Source organism: Actinomadura chokoriensis (genome assembly GCF_041463665.1).
Classification (GTDB): domain Bacteria; phylum Actinomycetota; class Actinomycetes; order Streptosporangiales; family Streptosporangiaceae; genus Spirillospora; species Spirillospora chokoriensis_A.
Genome location: NZ_JAXCEJ010000020.1, coordinates 103,152 through 120,545, shown reverse-complemented (window position 1 = coordinate 120,545; position 17,394 = coordinate 103,152). Strand labels below are relative to the sequence as shown.

The window sequence follows — 17,394 nt, the reverse complement described above, 5'->3', positions numbered from 1 at the left end:
CCTAGCGGCCGTATCTTCCCGGCGATCGTCTCACGCGCCTCGCTGGTGGTCACCTGGTTATAGCCATGGTTTCCGCCCTGGGTTGACGTAAGCGCGCGCGGGGAGATGTGGCAGGGAACACCCGCTTTGACCGGGCCTCGTACCGCCGAGTACCGTTCTCCACGTAACAGAAGTCGAATTTCACCATACGAAAGGGCGAGCAGATGGCTGGACTGGAAGGCATCGAGGTCACCGGACCCCTCGGCGATCGCTACGAGGAGATCCTGACCCCCGAGGCGCTCGGCCTGCTCGCCGCCCTGCAGCGCGAGTTCGGCGCTCGCCGCAAGGAGCTCCTCGAGGCCCGCGCCGAGCGGCAGCGCAAGCTCTCCGCGGGCGGGACGCTGGACTTCCTGCCCGAGACCGCGGTCGTCCGCGCCGACGACGCCTGGCGCGTCGCCGAGCCCGCGCCCGGCCTGGTGGACCGCCGCGTCGAGATCACCGGCCCGACCGACCGGAAGATGACGATCAACGCGCTGAACTCGGGTGCGAAGGTGTGGCTGGCCGACTTCGAGGACGCCAACACCCCGCTGTGGGACAACATGATCGAGGGACAGCTCAACCTGCGGGACGCCCTCGACCGCACCATCGACTTCACCGACGGCAAGAGCGGCAAGTCCTACGCGCTGAAGGCCGACGAGGAGCTCGCGACCATCGTCGTCCGGCCGCGCGGCTGGCACATGGAGGAGAAGCACCTCCTGGTCGACGGCGAGCCCATGTCCGGATCGCTGTTCGACTTCGGCCTCTACCTCTTCCACTCGGCGCGCCGCCAGCTTGCGAAGGGCAAGGGGCCCTACTTCTACCTTCCGAAGATGGAGAGCCACCTCGAGGCGCGGCTCTGGAACGACGCGTTCAACCTCGCCCAGGACGCCCTGGAGATCCCGCGCGGCACCATCCGCGCGACCGTCCTGATCGAGACGATCCCGGCCGCGTTCGAGATGGAGGAGATCCTCTACGAGCTGCGCGACCACTCCGCGGGGCTGAACGCCGGCCGCTGGGACTACCTGTTCTCGGTGATCAAGAAGTTCCGGGACCGGGGCGCCGACTTCATCCTCCCCGAGCGCAACGCGATCACGATGACCGCGCCGTTCATGCGCGCCTACACCGAGCTGCTCGTCCGGACGTGCCACAAGCGCGGCGCGCACGCGATCGGCGGCATGGCGGCGTTCATCCCGTCCCGCCGGGACGAGGAGGTCAACAAGGTCGCGCTGGAGAAGGTCCGCGCCGACAAGACCCGCGAGTCCGGCGACGGCTTCGACGGCTCCTGGGTCGCGCACCCCGACCTCGTCCCGATCTGCCGCGAGGTGTTCGACGGCGTCCTCGGCGACAAGCCGAACCAGCGCGACCGGCTCCGCGAGGACGTGCACGTCTCCGCCGCCGATCTGCTGAACGTCAAGGACACCCCGGGCGAGATCACCGAGACCGGCCTGCGCAACAACATCGACGTGGCGCTGCGCTACCTCGCCACCTGGCTGGACGGCGCCGGCGCGGTCGCGATCCACAACCTGATGGAGGATGCGGCCACCGCCGAGATCTCCCGCTCCCAGGTGTGGCAGTGGATCTACAACGGCGTCTCCACCGCCGAGGGCCGGAAGATCACCAAGGAGTGGGTCGAGCAGCTCCTGGACGAGGAGCTCGCCCAGATCCGCGCGGAGCTGGGCCAGGCGTACAACGAGCCCCGCTACGACCAGGCCGTGACCCTCTTCAAAAAGGTCACCCTGGCCGACGACTACTCCGAGTTCCTCACCACCCCGGCCTACCAGCAGTTCCCGTAAGCACCCTGAGCGGTGCCTCCGGCGGCCGGCGCCCGCGGCGCCGGCCGCCGCACGTCCGCCGAGGCGGACGAGGCGGTGGCCGGATCTTGCGAGCGGTACGCGGGCGAGGGAGGGTGGAGGAGATGGAGACCAAGCTCACAGGGCTCGCACGCCGGCTGGCGGAGATCACCGGGGCCGACTCGGTGATCAGTGATCCGGTGCGCCTGCGCACGTACGAGTGCGACGGCCTCACCAACCACCGGGCGACGCCCGGGATCGTCGTGCTGCCCGACACCGCCGAGCAGATCGCGGCGATCGTGCGGGAGTGCGCGGCGGCGGGAGTGCCGTACGTGGCGCGCGGGTCGGGGACGGGGCTGTCGGGCGGCGCGCTGCCCCGGACGGACGGCGTGCTGATCGTCACGTCCCGGATGCGCCGGATCCTGGAGATCGACATCCCGGGGCAGCGGGCCGTGGTGGAGCCCGGCGTGATCAACCTGGACGTGACGCGGGCCGTCCGGCCGTACGGGTACTACTTCGCGCCCGACCCGTCCAGCCAGCAGATCTGCTCGGTCGGCGGGAACGTCGCGGAGAACTCCGGCGGCGCGCACTGCCTGAAGTACGGGTTCACCGCGCACCACGTGCTGGCCTGCGAGATCGTCACGCCGGACGGGGAGCTGGTCGAGCTGTCGGCGGACGCGCCCGGCTACGACCTGCTCGGCGTGTTCGTCGGGGCGGAGGGGACCCTCGGCATCACCACCAAGATCACGGTGCGGCTGACGCGGGTCCCCGAGACCGTCCAGACGTTGCTGGCGGCGTTCGACTCGATCGAGGCGGGCGGCACGGCGGTGTCGGCGATCATCGGGGCGGGCGTCGTCCCCGCGGCGATCGAGATGATGGACGCCCTCGCGATCGAGGCGGCCGAGGCGGCGGTGCGCTGCGAGTACCCGCCGGGCGCCGGGTCGGTGCTGATCGTGGAGCTGGACGGCCCGGAGGCCGAGGTCGCGGCCCAGTTCGCCGAGGTCGAGCGGCTGTGCCGGGACGCGGGCGCGTTCGAGATCCGCATCGCCGCCGACGACGAGGAGCGCGCGCTGATCTGGAAGGGCCGCAAGTCCGCGTTCGCGGCGGTCGGCCGGATCAGCCCGGCCTACCTCGTCCAGGACGGCGTCATCCCGAGGACGGTGCTGCCGCAGGTCCTCGCGAGCATCGACGCGCTGTCGGCGGAGTCGGGCGTGCGCGTCGCGAACGTGTTCCACGCGGGCGACGGCAACCTGCACCCGCTGGTGCTGTTCGACGACGCCGAACCGGGCGCGGAGGAGCGCGCGGAGACGGTGTCGGGCGCGATCCTCGACCTGTGCATCGAGCACGGCGGGTCCATCACGGGCGAGCACGGCGTAGGCGTGGACAAGTCCCGGTACATGCCGCGCATGTTCACCGACGCCGATCTGGACACGATGCAGATGGTCCGCTGCGGTTTCGACCCGGCGGGGCTGTGCAACCCGGGCAAGGTCTTCCCCACGCCGCGGCTGTGCGGCGAGGTGCCCGGCAAGCGCAAGGGCCCCCACCCGTACGAGGGAAAGGCGGACATCTTCTGATGCGGCCCCTGGACGCCCTTGCGAAGGTCTGCGCCGACGTACGGCCCGGCGAGCCCGCGGAAGGCGTGCTCGGCGTCGAGCCCGCGCTCGTCGCCGCGCCGAAGGATCTGACCGAGGCCGCCGACGTCATGCACGTCGCCGCCGAGAAGGGGCTCGCCGTCGTCCCGCGCGGGGCCGAGACCCGCCTGGACTGGGGGACGCCTCCCGAACGCTGCGATCTGCTGGTCGACACCCACCGGCTCAGCCGGCTCGTGGAGCACACCGCCGGTGACCTTGTCGCCAAGGCGGAGGCCGGCCTGCCGATGGAGGTGTTCGGTGAGAGTCTCGCGGAGCGGGGGCAGCGGCTCGCCCTCGATGGTCCGCTGCCCGGCTCGACGATCGGCGGGACGGTCGCGACGGGCGCGGCGGGCCCGCTCCGCACGATGTACGGGACGCCCCGGAGCCTGGTCATCGGGCTCACCGTCGTCCGGGCGGACGGCCAGGTCGCGCGGTCGGGCGGCAAGGTCGTCAAGAACGTCGCCGGCTACGACCTCGGCCGGCTCTTCTCCGGCTCCTACGGCACCCTGGGCCTGATCGTGGAGGCGACGTTCCGCCTGCATCCGATACCCGCCGCCTCCGCGTACGTGACGTGTGCCGTGGGCGGGCCAGAGGACGCGCATGACGCCGTCCAAAGCGTCCTCCACTCCCCCCTTGCCCCGAGCGCGATCGAATACATGGGCCCGGGAACGGTTGCAGTGCTGCTGGAAGGCGTGCCGGACGGTGTCGCCGCGCGCGCTGGGCAAGCCGCAGAACTCCTCGGGGAGAACACCTCGATCTCTGAAACCGCACCGGAGGGCTGGGGACGCTATCCGGACGGCACCACCCTCATCGACATCAGCGCACCACCGCCTTCCCTCCGCGACGTTCTCACCCTCCTCGGAACGGACATCCCCACCACGTGGAGCGGCAGCGGACACGGCCACGTCGGTCTACCCCCGGAGATGACGCCGGAAGATGTGGCCGACATCCTGGGCCGTCTGAGGCATGTCCTGACCCGGCACCGTGGTCACGCCGTCGTACGCTACGTCCCCGAAGAGGTGCGCGGCGAGATCGACCTGTGGGGGCCGGTTCCGGCGCTCGCACTGATGCGGCGTGTGAAAGACCAGTTCGATCCGGATCACAGGCTGTCCCCCGGCCGCTTCGTAGGAGGTATCTGATGAGCGCCAAGGACGACCTCCCGGACCTGCTCAACGACTGTGTCCACTGCGGTTTCTGCCTGCCCACATGCCCGACGTACGTGCTGTGGGGCGAGGAGATGGACTCTCCCAGAGGCCGCATCCATCTCATGCAGCAGCACGTGGAGGGCGAACCGCTCAGCGGGCCGATGGTCGAGCATTTCGACCGCTGCCTCGGATGCATGGCCTGCGTGACGTCCTGCCCGTCCGGCGTCCAGTACGACCGTCTCATCGAGACCACGCGCGCCGATGTCGAGAGCGAACATCCGCGCTCGCTGAAGGAGCGGGCCATACGGGAGATGGTCTTCCAGCTGTTCCCGTACAAGCGGAGGCTCCGCGCCTTGCGCGGTCCCCTGCGCGCGTACCAGAAGTCGGGTCTGGAGCGCCTCGTCCGGCGCAGCGGCATCCTGGAGCGTCTCTCGCCGTCCATCGCGGCGATGGAGCGGCTCGCGCCGCCTCTCGGGAAGGCGCCGAGGCTGCCCGAGCGGGTCGCCGCGCGCGGCGGGCGCCGCGCCACGGTCGGGATGCTGACCGGCTGCGTGCAGAGCGAGTTCTTCCCCGGCGTCAACGCGGCCACGGCCCGCGTCCTCGCTCTCGAAGGCTGCGACGTCGTCATCCCCCAAGGCCAGGGGTGCTGCGGGGCACTGTCCATGCACTCCGGCCGGGCCGACGAGGCCCGCGCCTTCGCCCGCCGGACGGTCGAGACGTTCGAGTCCGTCGACGTCATCGTGGTGAACTCGGCGGGCTGCGGGTCGGCCATGAAGGAGTACCGGGCGCTGCTCGCGGACGATCCCGCCTGGGCGGCGCGCGCGGAGGCGCTCTCGGCGAGGACGCGTGACCTCGCCGAGTATCTCGTGGAACTCGGGCCCCGCGCGGAACGGCGGCCGCTTCCGGTCACCGTCGCCTACCACGACGCCTGCCACCTCGCCCACGCCCAGGGCGTGCGCAGCCAGCCCCGTGCGCTGCTCGCTGCGATTCCCGAGCTCAGCGTCAGGGAGATCGCCGAACCGGACATCTGCTGCGGCTCCGCCGGCACCTATAACCTGTTCCAGCCGGAGGCCGCCGGAGAACTCGGCGATCGCAAGGCGGTGAACGTGGACGCCACCGGAGCCGAACTACTGGTCGCCGCCAACCCCGGCTGCTCGATGCAGATCGCCACCGCGCTGCGCCGGCGCGGCGCCGGCATCGCCGTCGCGCACACCGCGCAGGTGCTGGACGCCTCGCTGCGGGGGCTCGGCCGCGGCGCCCTTATCGCGCGCGGTTCGTAACCCGCAGGCCAGGATCACCGCCGATCCGGGCGTCCGGTATCGTGTCCAGCCGCCATTGCCGCCCTGAACTCGATAAGGACGCGCTTACTGAGCCTGGAGAACGGCCGAGGGAGCACGCACCATCATGTCCAACAGCCACCACCGCTCGCACCGCCGGAGGAAGAAGACCAGCGCCGGGAGGCTCGGCCTCGCCGGGGCCCTCACGGGCGCCGTGGGGATCGCCGCGGTGGCCGTCGGGATCGTCGTCCTGCGGCCCGGCACGGACGCCGGGGACAGCGCCCACCCGACCCTGGCGAGCCAGGGCGACGGCGCCGGGGCGGGTTCGGCCGTGCCCGCGCCGAAGGCCGGTCCGCCGGTGAACTTCACGACCCCCGAGGGCTACGGCTACAGCCTCGCCGCCGTCGAGGCCGGGACGGGCCGTCAGCCGCTCGGCGCCCCCGAGGCGCCGCCGTCGGGGACGACGTACGCCTACGCCGACTACATCCTCACCAACACCCAGCGGCGGCCGGTCCTGCTGGACTTCCCCGGCGACCTGTTCATGCCGAAGGCGAAGGTGCCCGCGTCCGCGCGGGACCGCTGCATGCCGCAGGCCGGCATCCCCTCCGACATGTGCACGCTGCCCAACCACAGCGAGATCACCGCCCGGATCGACGGGGCGAAGGCGCCCACCGAGGAGAGCGGCGACGCGATGATGCCGGCCGGCGCGTCCTACGTGGTCCGGATCGTCTCGGACCTCCCGGTCGATGACGACCTCTCCGCCGACGACCTGCGGATGTACGTGTGGAACGCGCGCTACACCAGCGACCGCAAGGGCATCCGGCTCGCGTTCCCCTGACGGTCGAGGCTAGGAGCGCCTCGTGAAGCCGATGTCCTGGTAGTCGGGCTCCAGGAAGCCGCAGGCTCCCATGTTGGCCAGGTCCGCGCGCGCGGCGACGAGCTGTGGGCGCTGGTACAGCGGCAAGACCGACGCCTGGCGCCAGATGAGCCGGTCGGTTCTGTTCACCAGGACGTGGATCCTCGCCGGGTCGACCTCTGCGATCGCCTGGTCCATCGCCGCGTCGATGGCGGCGGTTCCGGTGCGGGAGTAGTTCTGCTGGACGCGTCCGTCGTGCGGCCGCGCGAACACCGCTCTCATCGGCGATACCGGGAACGACGTGCCCAGCCACGAGAACGGGACGATGTCGAAGTTCCCCTGCGTGACGTAGGTGTCCAGCGCATCGTCGGCCGGGATGGGCCTGATGTCCACCCGGACGCCGATCCGTTCGAGCAGTGCACGCGTCAACTCCCCTTCACGCCCGCTCAGAGGGACTCCAGACGGCACCACGAACCGGAGGGCGAGCGTGCGGCCGGCCTTGGCGCGGTACTTGCCGTGCGGTCGCCAGCCGGCCTCGTCCAGGAGTCGCCTGGCCCGCGCCGGGTCGTACGCTCCGAACTCTTCGGAGTTGTCCCGGTAGCCGTCCTGGGTGTTGACATAGAAGTGGTTGCCGAGCGTCCGCACGGACACCCCGAGGCCGGACAGGTCGGACCGCGCGATGATCCGCCGGTCGATGCCGAGCATCACTGCACGCCGTACGCGAATATCGGACAGGACGGGCCCGGCGGCGTTGAACGTGAAGTGCCGCCAGTCGGGTCCCCCCGCGCGGCGCACGTCAGCGCCGGAGACGTCTTGGACGCGTTGCAGCGCACTGGCGTCAAGGCCGATGTCCATGAGGTCGATCTCGTTGTTGGCGAACGCACCGGGCATCGCGCTGGTGTCCATAGCGCGATAGACGATGCGGTCGAGTTTGGCGGGCGCGCCCCACCAGGACGGGTCACGAGCCAAGATGACGGTCTTGGCGGTCTGGTCGATCCGCTCGACTCTGAACGGGCCTGCTGTAACGGGCAGGAGGTTCACCCAGCCGGTGTTGAACGAGCGTGGGCTGGAGTAGGCGGAGGCCGGGTAGAGCGGGCTGAACAGGCTCCGCCAGTCGGCGTACGTCTGCGCGAACGTCACCTTGACCTCGTGCTCGCGGACGCCTCGTTCGATGCGCTTGATCAGGCGGTAGCCGGTCACGGTGGAGACCTCGTAACGCGGGTCGCGTCCGGACAGCGCATGGGCCTGGGCCACGAAATCGGCGTATCCGATGGGCCTGCCATCGGACCACCTGGCCCGCTGGTTGAGCCGGTAGATGACGGTCTGGCCGCGGCCGGTGCGCTTCAGCGTGGCCGACTCCAGGTACTCCGGGACGGGATGCGGGACGGCCTTCTCGTCCGGGCGCATCAGGTACGGCAGAACACCTTGGACGACGTGATCCACCGCGCCCTTGGTGCCGTTGACATGGTTGAAGTTCCACTGGGACGGAAACTCCGGCAGCGGCCAGCGGAGCGTCCCGCCGTTCCGGACACGGTCGCGCTGGGTCGGGTTGACGTCGGAAGCCGGTAGCCGCTCTGACGCATTGGTCACGTCCCGCTGCCCAGGGCCGGTGCATCCGCTCATGAGGACGAGACCCAGCAGAACCGCTCCGAGTATCCGTTTCACTGCTTGACCTCGGCTCCGACGAAAGGGTGGTGGCAGGCGACCGACCGATCTGCGTCTCGGCTGGCCTCCGGGTCTTGTTCCTCGCAGAGCCGCGCCTCGACTGGGCCGAGCGTGAGGTAGCGGGGGCAACGACCACGGAAACGGCATCCCTTGAGTGGTGACATGGGGCCGGGTGGATCTCCTCGTAGAAGGACGCGACGACGGCGTCCAAGAGACGGATCGGGCAGTGGGATCGCGTCCAGCAGCGCGCGCGTGTAGGGGTGGGCCGGCGCCTTGTACACGTCCTGCACCGCCCCCGACTCAACGATGCGGCCCATGTGCATGACGGCGACCCGGTGGGCGATGCGATGGATGACGGCCAGATCATGGGCGACGATCAGATACGTCAGGCCGAGACGATCGCGGAGGCTCTCCAGCAGCCCCATGACGCTCGCCTGCGCGGACACGTCCAAGGCCGACACAGGCTCGTCCAAGAGCGCGAGGCGGGGTTCCAGAGCAAGCGCTCGGGCTATGCCCACACGCTGCCTCTGGCCGCCCGACAGCTCGTGGGGGTAGCGCCGTGCATGGTCAGCCTCCAGGCCCACCAGCTCTAGCAACTCCTCGACACGACCGCCGATCAGAGATGACGGGCCGCCGTGCGCGGTCAGAGGCTCGGCGATGATGTCGGCCACACGCATCCGAGGGTTGAGCGAGTCGACGGGGTCCTGGAAGACGAGCTGGACGTCCCGTCGCAAAGCCTTCCGCTTGACCGCGTTCAGGGACGCCGTGTCCTGTCCAAGGACGGCCACACGTCCCCTTTGCGGCTTTGACAGCCGAAGAATCTCCATCAAGGCCGTGGTCTTGCCGCATCCGGACTCCCCTACAAGTGCGAGGGTCTCGCCCTCGCGCAGGTCGAAGCCGATGCCGTCGACGGCGCGAACAGTCCCCACCCGGCGCCGCATCAGCGTTCCCTTAAGAAGGGGGTAGTGCCGGACAAGACCGTCCACTTGCAGCACTACAGGCCGCTCAGGACGAGGTTGAGCCATACCCGCGCCGTCCAGACGGGGGATGGAACTCAGCAACTCGGCCGTGTACGCCGCACGCGGTCGCCGATAGACCTGCTCGACGGGCCCCGTCTCGACGGCCCGTCCTTCGCACATCACCATGACGCGATCGGCGAAACCCGCCACGACCCCCAGGTCGTGCGTGACCAGCACGATCGCGGCTCCGGTCGCCTCCTTCGCCGTCCGGAGCACGTCCAGGATCTGGGCCTGGACCGTCACGTCCAGGGCGGCCGTCGGCTCGTCCGCCAGGATCACGCCCGGACGGTTGGCGACCGCGATGGCGATCATCACGCGCTGCCGCATCCCGCCGGAGAACTCGTGCGGGTACGCGCGAGCCCGCCGGGCCGCGCACGGAATGCCGACGAGTTCGAGCAGTTCCACGGCCCGCGCACGCGCCGCCGAACGGCCGGCGCCGGAATGTGTCCGGACGGCTTCGGCTATCTGCTCCCCCACCGCCTGGACGGGGTTGAGCGCCGCATGCGGATCCTGGAACACCATCGACAGGTCCTTGCCGCGCACCCGGGAGAGTTCGGCATCGGAACGCCCCAGCAGTTCCTCCCCGTTCAGTCGCACCGAGCCGGACACTCGGGCGTCCGCCGGAAGGAGCCCCATGACTGCGAGCGCGATCGCGGTCTTGCCCGCGCCCGACCCGCCGACGATTCCGAGGACTTCCCCTGCGGCGACCGTGAAGCTCACACCACGGACCGCGCGCACACCGGACGCGTATCCGACCCTCAGGTCGGCGGCCTGCAGCACCGTCACCGGCCGCCGACCGGATCCAGCGCGTCGCGCAGCCCGTCGCCGAGCAGGTTCGCCGCGAGGACGATCAGGAGGAGCAGCCCGGCGGGGAACCCGAACCTCCACGGGTCCACGGTCGCGGCGCCGTACGCGTCGGCGATGACCGTGCCGAGCGATACGTCCGGCGGGCGGACCCCCAGCCCGAGGCACGACAGCCCGCTCTCGGCGATGATCGCGACGCCGACGTTCAGGCCCGCGTCCACGGCCAGCAGCGACGCGAGCCCGGGAAGCAGATGCCGGACGATCACGCGCGGCGCGCCCACCCCCGCGAACCGGGCCGCGAGCACGTGCTCGCGTCCGCGGAGCGAGATCGTCATGGCCCGCACCGTCCTGGCGGTGACCATCCACATGAAGGCGGCGAGCAGCGGCACGAGCATCGGCCAGTCATCGCCCGTCCGCGACGCCAGAACGGCGACGACGAGGAACGACGGCAGCACCAGCAGGACATCGACCCCCCGCATCAGGGCCCGGTCGAGGAGGCCGCCCGTGAGTCCGGCGACCGTGCCCACGACCGCGGCGAGACCCGTCGACAGCACGGCGACGAGCAGGCCGATGACCAGGGACTTCCGCGCTCCGCGCAGGGTGAGGGCGAACACGTCCCGCCCGCTCTGGGTCGTGCCGAGCCAGTGCCGCCCCGACGGGCCCTGCCGGAACGCCGTGAAATCCGTATCGTCCCAGCGCCACGGAGACAGGAGCGGTCCCGCGAAGGCCAGCAGGAACACCGACGCGAGCACCACGGCCCCGGCGGCGCACCGCCGCGTCACGGTGCGGCTCCAGAGCGGGCACGGGGGTCGAGAAGACCGTTCAGGACGTCCGATGCCAGGCCGGCCGCCAGCACCGCGCAGGCGGCGACGCAGTCGATCGCCGCGACCGCGTTGACGTCGCCGCGCGCGATCGCGTCGACCAGCCACTCCCCCATCCCGTGCCGGCCGTAGATCTTCTCGGTGAACACGCCGCTCAGGACGAGCAGCCCGGACGCGAAGGCGAAGTGGGTGCTCGCCGGGATCAGCGCGGTGGGCAGCCCGTGGCGCAGCAGCGCCCTCCGTCTCCGGAGCCCCTTGGCCCGGGCCGTCCGCACGTGGTCGGCGTGCAGGACGTCCAGCATCACGGCGCGCTGGTAACGCGCGTAGACGGGGAGTTGGGCGAGCGCGATCGTGGCGGTCGGAAGGAGGAGATGCCGTGTCCGGTCGACGAACTCCGCCGGCCCGCCTCCCGGCGTCCCCGGCGTGGACTCCCCGACCCACACGAAGACCCGTACGCCCAAGGCGTCGTTGACGACGCTCGCGACCGTCTGTAACAGCACGGCCAGGACGAACACAGGCGCGGCCAGGAGCAGATAGGACCCGAACGTTATGAGCCGATCGGCGGACCGTCCCCGCATCACTGCCGCATAGGCGCCGAGTAGGACTCCAAGGACGCCCCCTAGGACGGCCCCCGGAACCAGGAGCCGAAGGCTCACGCCGAGGCGGCGCCATAACTCGGCGTTGATCCGTTCACCATCCTGTGTCCGGCCGAAGTCACCATGGAGGACGCCCCCCGCCCAGGTGCGGTACCGGTCGGCGAGCGGCGTCCGGTCGTTGAGGTTGAGAGCGCTGAGCCTGGCGTCGACGACGGCCTCGGGCGGGCGGGGCGTGCGGCCCTCGAAGGCGGCGCGCGGATCGAGCGCGGTGGCGGCGAGCAGGTAGGCCAGGCTCGCGGCGAGCACGACCAGCACCCCGTGGTTCACCAGCCGGCGCAGCAGAAACCCCGCCAACGTCTTCCCTCCCGAACATCCGGCATTGACCGCGGAATGCTACCAATCGATCACGCAACGCGTATGAAAATTACAGAAGTCTCTCTGACCTGCACTTTCCGTTCTCCTCACCAGGATCCGCGGTTACCATCACGACACGCCCGAGTGCACCGTGACCCCGGCGGCGCCCGCCGGGGACCCGCTGTCCTGAGGCGGACGCCGCGAACACTGCAGGACGACGACCTGGACGCTTTAACATTCCATTACTTTCGGGCGGGGAGTTGGCGATGGAAACGGCAGGACACGACCGCGCGGCGGGACGCATGGGCGTCCTGCTCGCGCTGACCGCGGTCGCGTCCGTCGCCGCGTCCCTCGCCGTCGGAGCCCGCCTGCCCGCCGACCTGCGGATGGTCTGGTGGCATCCGGAGATCCTCGTCGCGCTGGCCTGGACGCCCGTCGGCGCCGTCCTCCTGCGCCACCGGCCGGGGCTGAAGGTCGCCTGGCTGATGGTCGTCGCCGGGTCGAGCGCGGCGGTGTACGTCCTGGCCCTGAACCTCGGGCCGTGGGCGGAACGCCACGACTGGGCCGTGGCGGGGTTCGTCAACTGGCTCGGGACCTGGCTCTGGGCGGTCGACACCTACGCGCTGACGCTGGTCCTGCCGCTGATCTTCCCGGACGGGCGGCTCGTGTCGCGCTGGTTCCGCCCGGTGCTCGTGATCGCCTGCCTCCTCCCGGCCGTCGTCTGCGTCCACCTGACGATCGACCCCGATGTGCGCGGCTGGCACAACGGGGTGTCGGTCTACCCGTTCGGCGAGATCCCGCTGCCGATCACCGTCCTCATCATCGGCACCCTGACCGCCGGCCTGCTCTCCATGCTCGTCCGGTTCATCCGGTCGGCGCCGGACGTCCGCCGGCAGATCGCCTGGGTCGTCTACCCCGGCATCGTCGCCGAGGCGGTCGTCTACGTCGCCGAGAACAGCCCCGTCGGCGACCCGCTCCGCAACATCACCATCGTCGCCGTCCCGATCTGCATCGCGATCGCCATCACCCGCTACCGGCTGTACGACATCGACCTCGTGGTCAGCCGGACGCTCGTCTACGCCGGGCTCGTGGTCGTCATCACCGGTGTGTACTTCGCGCTGGTCGGCTCGGCGAGCCTGCTCGCTCACGGCAAGGGGGGCGCGCTCACCGGCCTGGCCGGGGCGATCGCCGCGGGCGCGGTGTTCGAACCCGTCCGGCGGCGCCTCCAGCGCACGGTGGACGGGCTCATCCACGGCGAGCGCGACCCGTACCGGATCGCCGACCGCCTCAACCGGCGGCTGCAGACCGCCGCCGACCCCGGCGCCGCGCTCGCCGCGGCCGCCGAGGTGTCCCGCTCCGCGCTGCACGCGACCGGCGTCGTCATCGAGGTGCTGGACCGCGACGGCCGGACGATCTCCGCGGAGGACGGCGTGCTCGGCGCGCGGCCCCAGCTCATCCCGCTGGTGTGGCACGGCGAGCCGGTGGGCCGGCTGCTGCTCGGCGTCACCCGCACCCCGGACGCGCGGCTGTCGGGCGTCCTCGCCCGCAACCTCGCCGAGCTGGCGAACGCGGCCCGCCTCGCCGCGGACGTGCAGCGCTCCCGCGAGCACATCCTGCGCACCCGGGAGGAGGAGCGGCGCCGGCTGCGCCGCGACCTGCACGACGGGCTCGGCCCCACGCTGGCCAGCCTCGCGATGACGGTGGACGCGGCACGCATCACGCTGAAGACCGACCCCGAGGCGGTGGACGCGCTCCTGGAGGACCTTCGCGCCACCATGGGCCGCACCATCGGCGACATCCGCGACCTGGTGTACGGGCTGCGTCCGCCCGCGCTGGACGATCTCGGGCTGGAGGGCGCGATCCAGGCGCTCGGCGGCGTCGTCGCGACCGGGGACGGGCCGAAGGTGGACGTGCGCGTGGAGGGCGACCTGAACGGGCTGCCCGCCGCCGCGGAGGTCGCCGCGTACCGGATCGTCCAGGAGGCGCTGACGAACGTCCACCGGCACGCCAACGCCGGCTCCGCCGAGGTCACGCTGTGCCTGAACGGCGACCTGCACGTCACGATCGGCGACGACGGGGTGGGCCTGCCCATGGGGCTGCGTTCCGGTGTCGGGATGTCCTCCATGCGAGAACGCGCGGCCGAACTCGGCGGATCCTGCACGGTGGGGCCCGGCCCCAGGGGCGGAACTCTCGTCCGGGCCAGGCTGCCGGTCAACGGCGCCCATCCCTGACGCGTCCGCGGATCCCGGCCTCACCCTGGTGGGAGGGCCGGTGACCGCCCCCCGCCAAGAAGGTCGCCACCGGCCCTCAGGCTCCGTACGGCTCCGGGGCTCCCATCCCGGTCCGTACGGGCCATTCACCAGAGGGTGTGCAAGGAAGAAGTTATGCGGCACATGGTCCCGTTGGAGAGGGACACGGGTCCCGTTCGTGCCGGGACCGCTCCGCAACCGCCGCAACCGCTGGTGGGGAGGCGTTCGGCTAGATCCAGCCGGGGCGGGTCTCGCCCTCGGCGACCAGCACCGCCGGGCCCCGCAGATGCGCGGTCTCCCCGTCGAGGGTGACGGTCACCCGGCCGCCGGGGACGTCCACGGTCCATTCGGACGTGCCCGTGGTCCCCAGTGCCGCGGCGGCGGCGACGGCGACCGTCCCCGTGCCGCAGGACCGCGTCTCGCCGGAGCCGCGCTCGTACACCCGCATCTCGACGTGCCTGTCCCCGACCGTCCGGAAGAACTCGACGTTCACCCCGTCGGGGAACAGGGCCGGGTCGAAGCCGGGGGCGCGCGACAGGTCCAGGGCGGCGACCGGCTCGTCCACGCGGCAGGCCAGATGCGGGTTCCCTACCGAGACCCGCCGGCCCTGGAACGTCGCCCCCGCCAGGGACGCCTCGCCGTCGCCGAGGATCTCGGGCAGGCCCATGTCCACGCTGACGTCGCCGGACGCGCCGAGCGTCACACGGCGCAGGCCCGCGCGGGTCGCCACGTCCCACTCGCCGGGCGCGGCGAGGCCCGCGTCGACCAGGTAGCGGGCGAAGACGCGCATCCCGTTGCCGCACATCTCGGCGATGCCGCCGTCGGCGTTGCGGTAGTCCATGAACCACTCCGCGTCGAACCACGCCGGGTCGAACCACGCCGGGTCGCCCTCATGCCCTGTGGCCCGCTCTGCGGACTTCGTCCGGACGACGCGCAGGACGCCGTCGGCTCCGATCCCGGCGCGCCGGTCGCACAGCCGCGCGACGGCCTCCGCCGTGAGATCGAGGACGCCGTCCGGGTCGGGCAGGATCACGAAGTCGTTCTCGGTGCCGTGGCCTTTGACAAACCGCATCCTTCGATCGTATTGCCTCCGTCAGCCGCCCCGGCCGGACTCCTCCGCGATCAGGGCGAGAGCACGTTCGACCAGGTCGGCGGCGTCGTAGGGCAGCCATCGGACACGCGGGTCGCGGCGGAACCACGACTCCTGCCGGCGGGCGAAGCGCCGCGTCGTCCGGATCGTGTCCTCCTTCGCCTGCTCCTGCGTCCACTCCCCCGCGAGGAACCGGAGGACCTGCGCGTAGCCGAGGGCCCGGCCGGCGGTCAGGCCGTCCCGCAGGCCGCGCTTCTCCAGGTCCGCCACCTCGTCGACCAGGCCCGCGTCCCACATCCGCTCCACGCGCTGCGCGATGCGCTCGTCCAGCGCCTCGCGGGGGACGCTCACCCCGATCTGCAGCGCAGAGTCGTAGCGGTACCGGTGCTCGGGCAGCGTCGCGCTGAACGGGCGGCCGGTGATCTCGATGGCCTCCAGGGCCCGGACGATCCGGCGGCCGTTGCTCGGCAGGATCGCGTCCGCGGCGGCGGGATCGAGCTCGCGAAGCCGCTCGTGCAGCGCGCCGGGGCCGACCCGCGCCAGCTCCTGCTCGAGCCGCGCCCGGACGGCCGGGTCCGTCCCCGGGAACTCCAGGCGGTCGAGCGCCGCCCGGACGTAGAGCCCCGACCCGCCGACCAGCACCGGCAGCCGTCCCCGGCCCCGGACGTCCGCGACCACCTCGGCGCTGAGCCGCTGGTACTCGGCGACGCTCGCCGTCCGCGTCACGTCCCAGACGTCCAGCAGATGGTGGGGGACCCCGCGCATCTCGGCCGCGGACAGCTTCGCCGTGCCGATGTCCATGCCCCGGTAGAGCTGCATCGAGTCGGCGTTGACCGCCTCGCCGTCCAGCCGCAGCGCCAGTTCCACGGCGAGGTCGGACTTCCCGGCCGCCGTCGCCCCGACGACGGCGATCACATACGGAGTATTGGGTGAGGTCACGGGAATGATTGTGGCAACAGAACGGGTATAGCCGGGTTGTACGGGTGCAGGGCACCCCTGCGCCGCACCGATCGAGACGAGGGATCCGGGGGGATCGGAATGTCCATCGTCGACAAGGTCAAGCAGATGCTCGGGCAGCACTCCGAGAAGTCCAAGGAGGGCGTCGAGCGCACCGGGGACATGTTCGACGAGCGAACCGGCGGCGAGCACGCCGACAGGGTCGACCAGGCCCAGGAGAAGGCCGGCGACTACATCGACCGCGAAGGCGGCCAGGGCGGCGACATGGGCCACCACCCGGGCGACATGGACCAGGGCGGAGAGCCCGGCCCGCAGGGCGGCGGACAGCCGACGCCCTAACCCGGCCGGCCTGCCCCAGCCTGAATCGGGTCGGCCCGACCCTAGGAACGGCCGGTCCGCGACCAGGCCGCCGCGAAGTAGCCGACACCGTACGGCGCCTCGTCGGCGAGCAGTTCGCCGGTGAGGTCGGCCGTATCTCCGGCCGCGCCGGCCAGGACCTGCCACGCCGCGCGCCCGCCCGCCTGTACGTCCCGGGAAAGCCCCGGGTCCAGGGCGGCCAGGGCGGCGGCGTCGGCATTGCCAAGCCCGCGCGCCACGCCCTCGTCATAGGGACGGGCCCGCAGGTCGAGATAGCCGGGTGCCTTCTCCGAACGGCACGCTGACCCGTCGCCCATCACCAGGAGGGCGACGCGATCGGCGGTCTCCGCCAGGTCGCGTCCAAGCGCCATGCACGCTTCCGGCTCAGCATCGAACCCGACGGCCTGGTACCGCGGCTCGGCCTGGTTGCGCGGCGCGGCCACATCGGGCCCCTGCCGCTCCAGCAGCCAGTTCCCGATCGTCAGGGACAGCGGCAGCGGCTCGGCGCCGTCCGTGGGCTCCCCCTCGGGGCTCGTCCAGTCGAGCCCGAACGGCGTGAGCGTCGCGTAGGCGTCCGGGCCGTACGACCTCGTCTCCGGACCGCCGCCGACCACGATCACGGCGTCGGCGCCGCGGAGGCGGCGGACAGCCTCGTCGCACGCGGCGCGCAGCGCGTCCAGCTCCGGAGCCGCCTCCCCCGCCATCTCCGGGACGAGGACGGGCGGATGCGGGCACACCGCCGCCGATACGAGCACGCTGCCTCCT

The 17,394-nt window shown here is 71.5% G+C and carries 14 protein-coding genes; 7 read left to right on the top strand and 7 right to left on the bottom strand.

Annotated elements, in window-relative coordinates:
- The first annotated feature begins 203 nt into the window (after positions 1 to 203).
- The 5 genes from aceB to SM418_RS27595 all read left to right on the top strand — a co-directional run bounded on the left by aceB (position 204) and on the right by SM418_RS27595 (position 6,699).
- Entirely contained in the window at positions 204 to 1,811 is a 1,608-nt protein-coding gene (gene aceB, locus SM418_RS27615; protein WP_371944553.1) for a malate synthase A, read from the top strand.
- Positions 1,812 to 1,933: 122 nt separating this feature from the next.
- On the top strand, positions 1,934 to 3,382 hold the full coding sequence (locus SM418_RS27610) for an FAD-linked oxidase C-terminal domain-containing protein (RefSeq protein ID WP_371944554.1): 1,449 nt from the start codon (positions 1,934 to 1,936) through the stop codon (positions 3,380 to 3,382).
- Positions 3,382 to 4,578, top strand: coding sequence for an FAD-binding oxidoreductase (locus SM418_RS27605; protein WP_371944555.1), 1,197 nt, complete (start codon positions 3,382 to 3,384; stop codon positions 4,576 to 4,578). The genes SM418_RS27610 and SM418_RS27605 overlap by 1 nt, the downstream gene beginning before the upstream one ends.
- The gene (locus SM418_RS27600; RefSeq protein WP_371944556.1) at positions 4,578 to 5,864 is read left to right on the top strand and encodes a (Fe-S)-binding protein; all 1,287 of its coding nucleotides are present in this window, start codon (positions 4,578 to 4,580) and stop codon (positions 5,862 to 5,864) included. Before SM418_RS27605 ends, SM418_RS27600 begins: the two co-directional genes overlap by 1 nt.
- 124 nt (positions 5,865 to 5,988) lie before the next feature.
- Positions 5,989 to 6,699, top strand: a complete 711-nt coding sequence (locus SM418_RS27595) for a hypothetical protein (protein WP_371944557.1) — start codon at positions 5,989 to 5,991, stop codon at positions 6,697 to 6,699.
- 9 nt (positions 6,700 to 6,708) lie between these two features.
- Here the strand turns inward: SM418_RS27595 and SM418_RS27590 are convergent, their stop codons facing one another.
- The 4 genes from SM418_RS27590 to SM418_RS27575 all read right to left on the bottom strand — a co-directional run bounded on the left by SM418_RS27590 (position 6,709) and on the right by SM418_RS27575 (position 11,976).
- Positions 6,709 to 8,307, bottom strand: coding sequence for an ABC transporter family substrate-binding protein (locus SM418_RS27590; protein ID WP_371944558.1), 1,599 nt, complete (start codon positions 8,305 to 8,307; stop codon positions 6,709 to 6,711).
- Positions 8,308 to 8,378: 71 nt separating this feature from the next.
- Positions 8,379 to 10,187 (bottom strand): dipeptide ABC transporter ATP-binding protein, encoded by a 1,809-nt coding sequence (locus SM418_RS27585; protein ID WP_371944559.1) that lies wholly within the window; start codon positions 10,185 to 10,187, stop codon positions 8,379 to 8,381.
- Positions 10,184 to 10,987 carry an ABC transporter permease gene (locus tag SM418_RS27580; RefSeq protein ID WP_371944560.1) on the bottom strand — a complete coding sequence of 268 codons (804 nt, stop codon included), beginning with the start codon at positions 10,985 to 10,987 and terminating at the stop codon, positions 10,184 to 10,186. The genes SM418_RS27585 and SM418_RS27580 overlap by 4 nt, the downstream gene beginning before the upstream one ends.
- Positions 10,984 to 11,976: an ABC transporter permease gene (locus SM418_RS27575; protein ID WP_371944561.1), complete on the bottom strand. Its 993-nt coding sequence runs from the start codon at positions 11,974 to 11,976 to the stop codon at positions 10,984 to 10,986. Before SM418_RS27575 ends, SM418_RS27580 begins: the two co-directional genes overlap by 4 nt.
- 266 nt (positions 11,977 to 12,242) lie before the next feature.
- Between SM418_RS27575 and SM418_RS27570 the strand changes: the two genes are divergently transcribed.
- Entirely contained in the window at positions 12,243 to 14,207 is a 1,965-nt protein-coding gene (locus SM418_RS27570) for a sensor histidine kinase (RefSeq protein WP_371944562.1), read from the top strand.
- A 247-nt stretch (positions 14,208 to 14,454) separates the two neighbouring features.
- On the opposite strand, the gene dapF is transcribed toward SM418_RS27570, so the two are convergent.
- Positions 14,455 to 15,297 (bottom strand): diaminopimelate epimerase, encoded by an 843-nt coding sequence (gene dapF, locus SM418_RS27565; RefSeq protein WP_371944563.1) that lies wholly within the window; start codon positions 15,295 to 15,297, stop codon positions 14,455 to 14,457.
- A 21-nt stretch (positions 15,298 to 15,318) separates the two neighbouring features.
- Complete coding sequence (gene miaA, locus SM418_RS27560) at positions 15,319 to 16,230, bottom strand: tRNA (adenosine(37)-N6)-dimethylallyltransferase MiaA (RefSeq protein WP_371944664.1); 912 nt, start codon at positions 16,228 to 16,230, stop codon at positions 15,319 to 15,321.
- A gap of 123 nt (positions 16,231 to 16,353) precedes the next feature.
- Between miaA and SM418_RS27555 the strand changes: the two genes are divergently transcribed.
- On the top strand, positions 16,354 to 16,611 hold the full coding sequence (locus SM418_RS27555) for an antitoxin (RefSeq protein WP_371944564.1): 258 nt from the start codon (positions 16,354 to 16,356) through the stop codon (positions 16,609 to 16,611).
- A gap of 41 nt (positions 16,612 to 16,652) precedes the next feature.
- On the opposite strand, the gene SM418_RS27550 is transcribed toward SM418_RS27555, so the two are convergent.
- Entirely contained in the window at positions 16,653 to 17,384 is a 732-nt protein-coding gene (locus tag SM418_RS27550) for a class III extradiol dioxygenase subunit B-like domain-containing protein (protein WP_371944565.1), read from the bottom strand.
- Between the last annotated feature and the right edge of the window lie 10 nt (positions 17,385 to 17,394).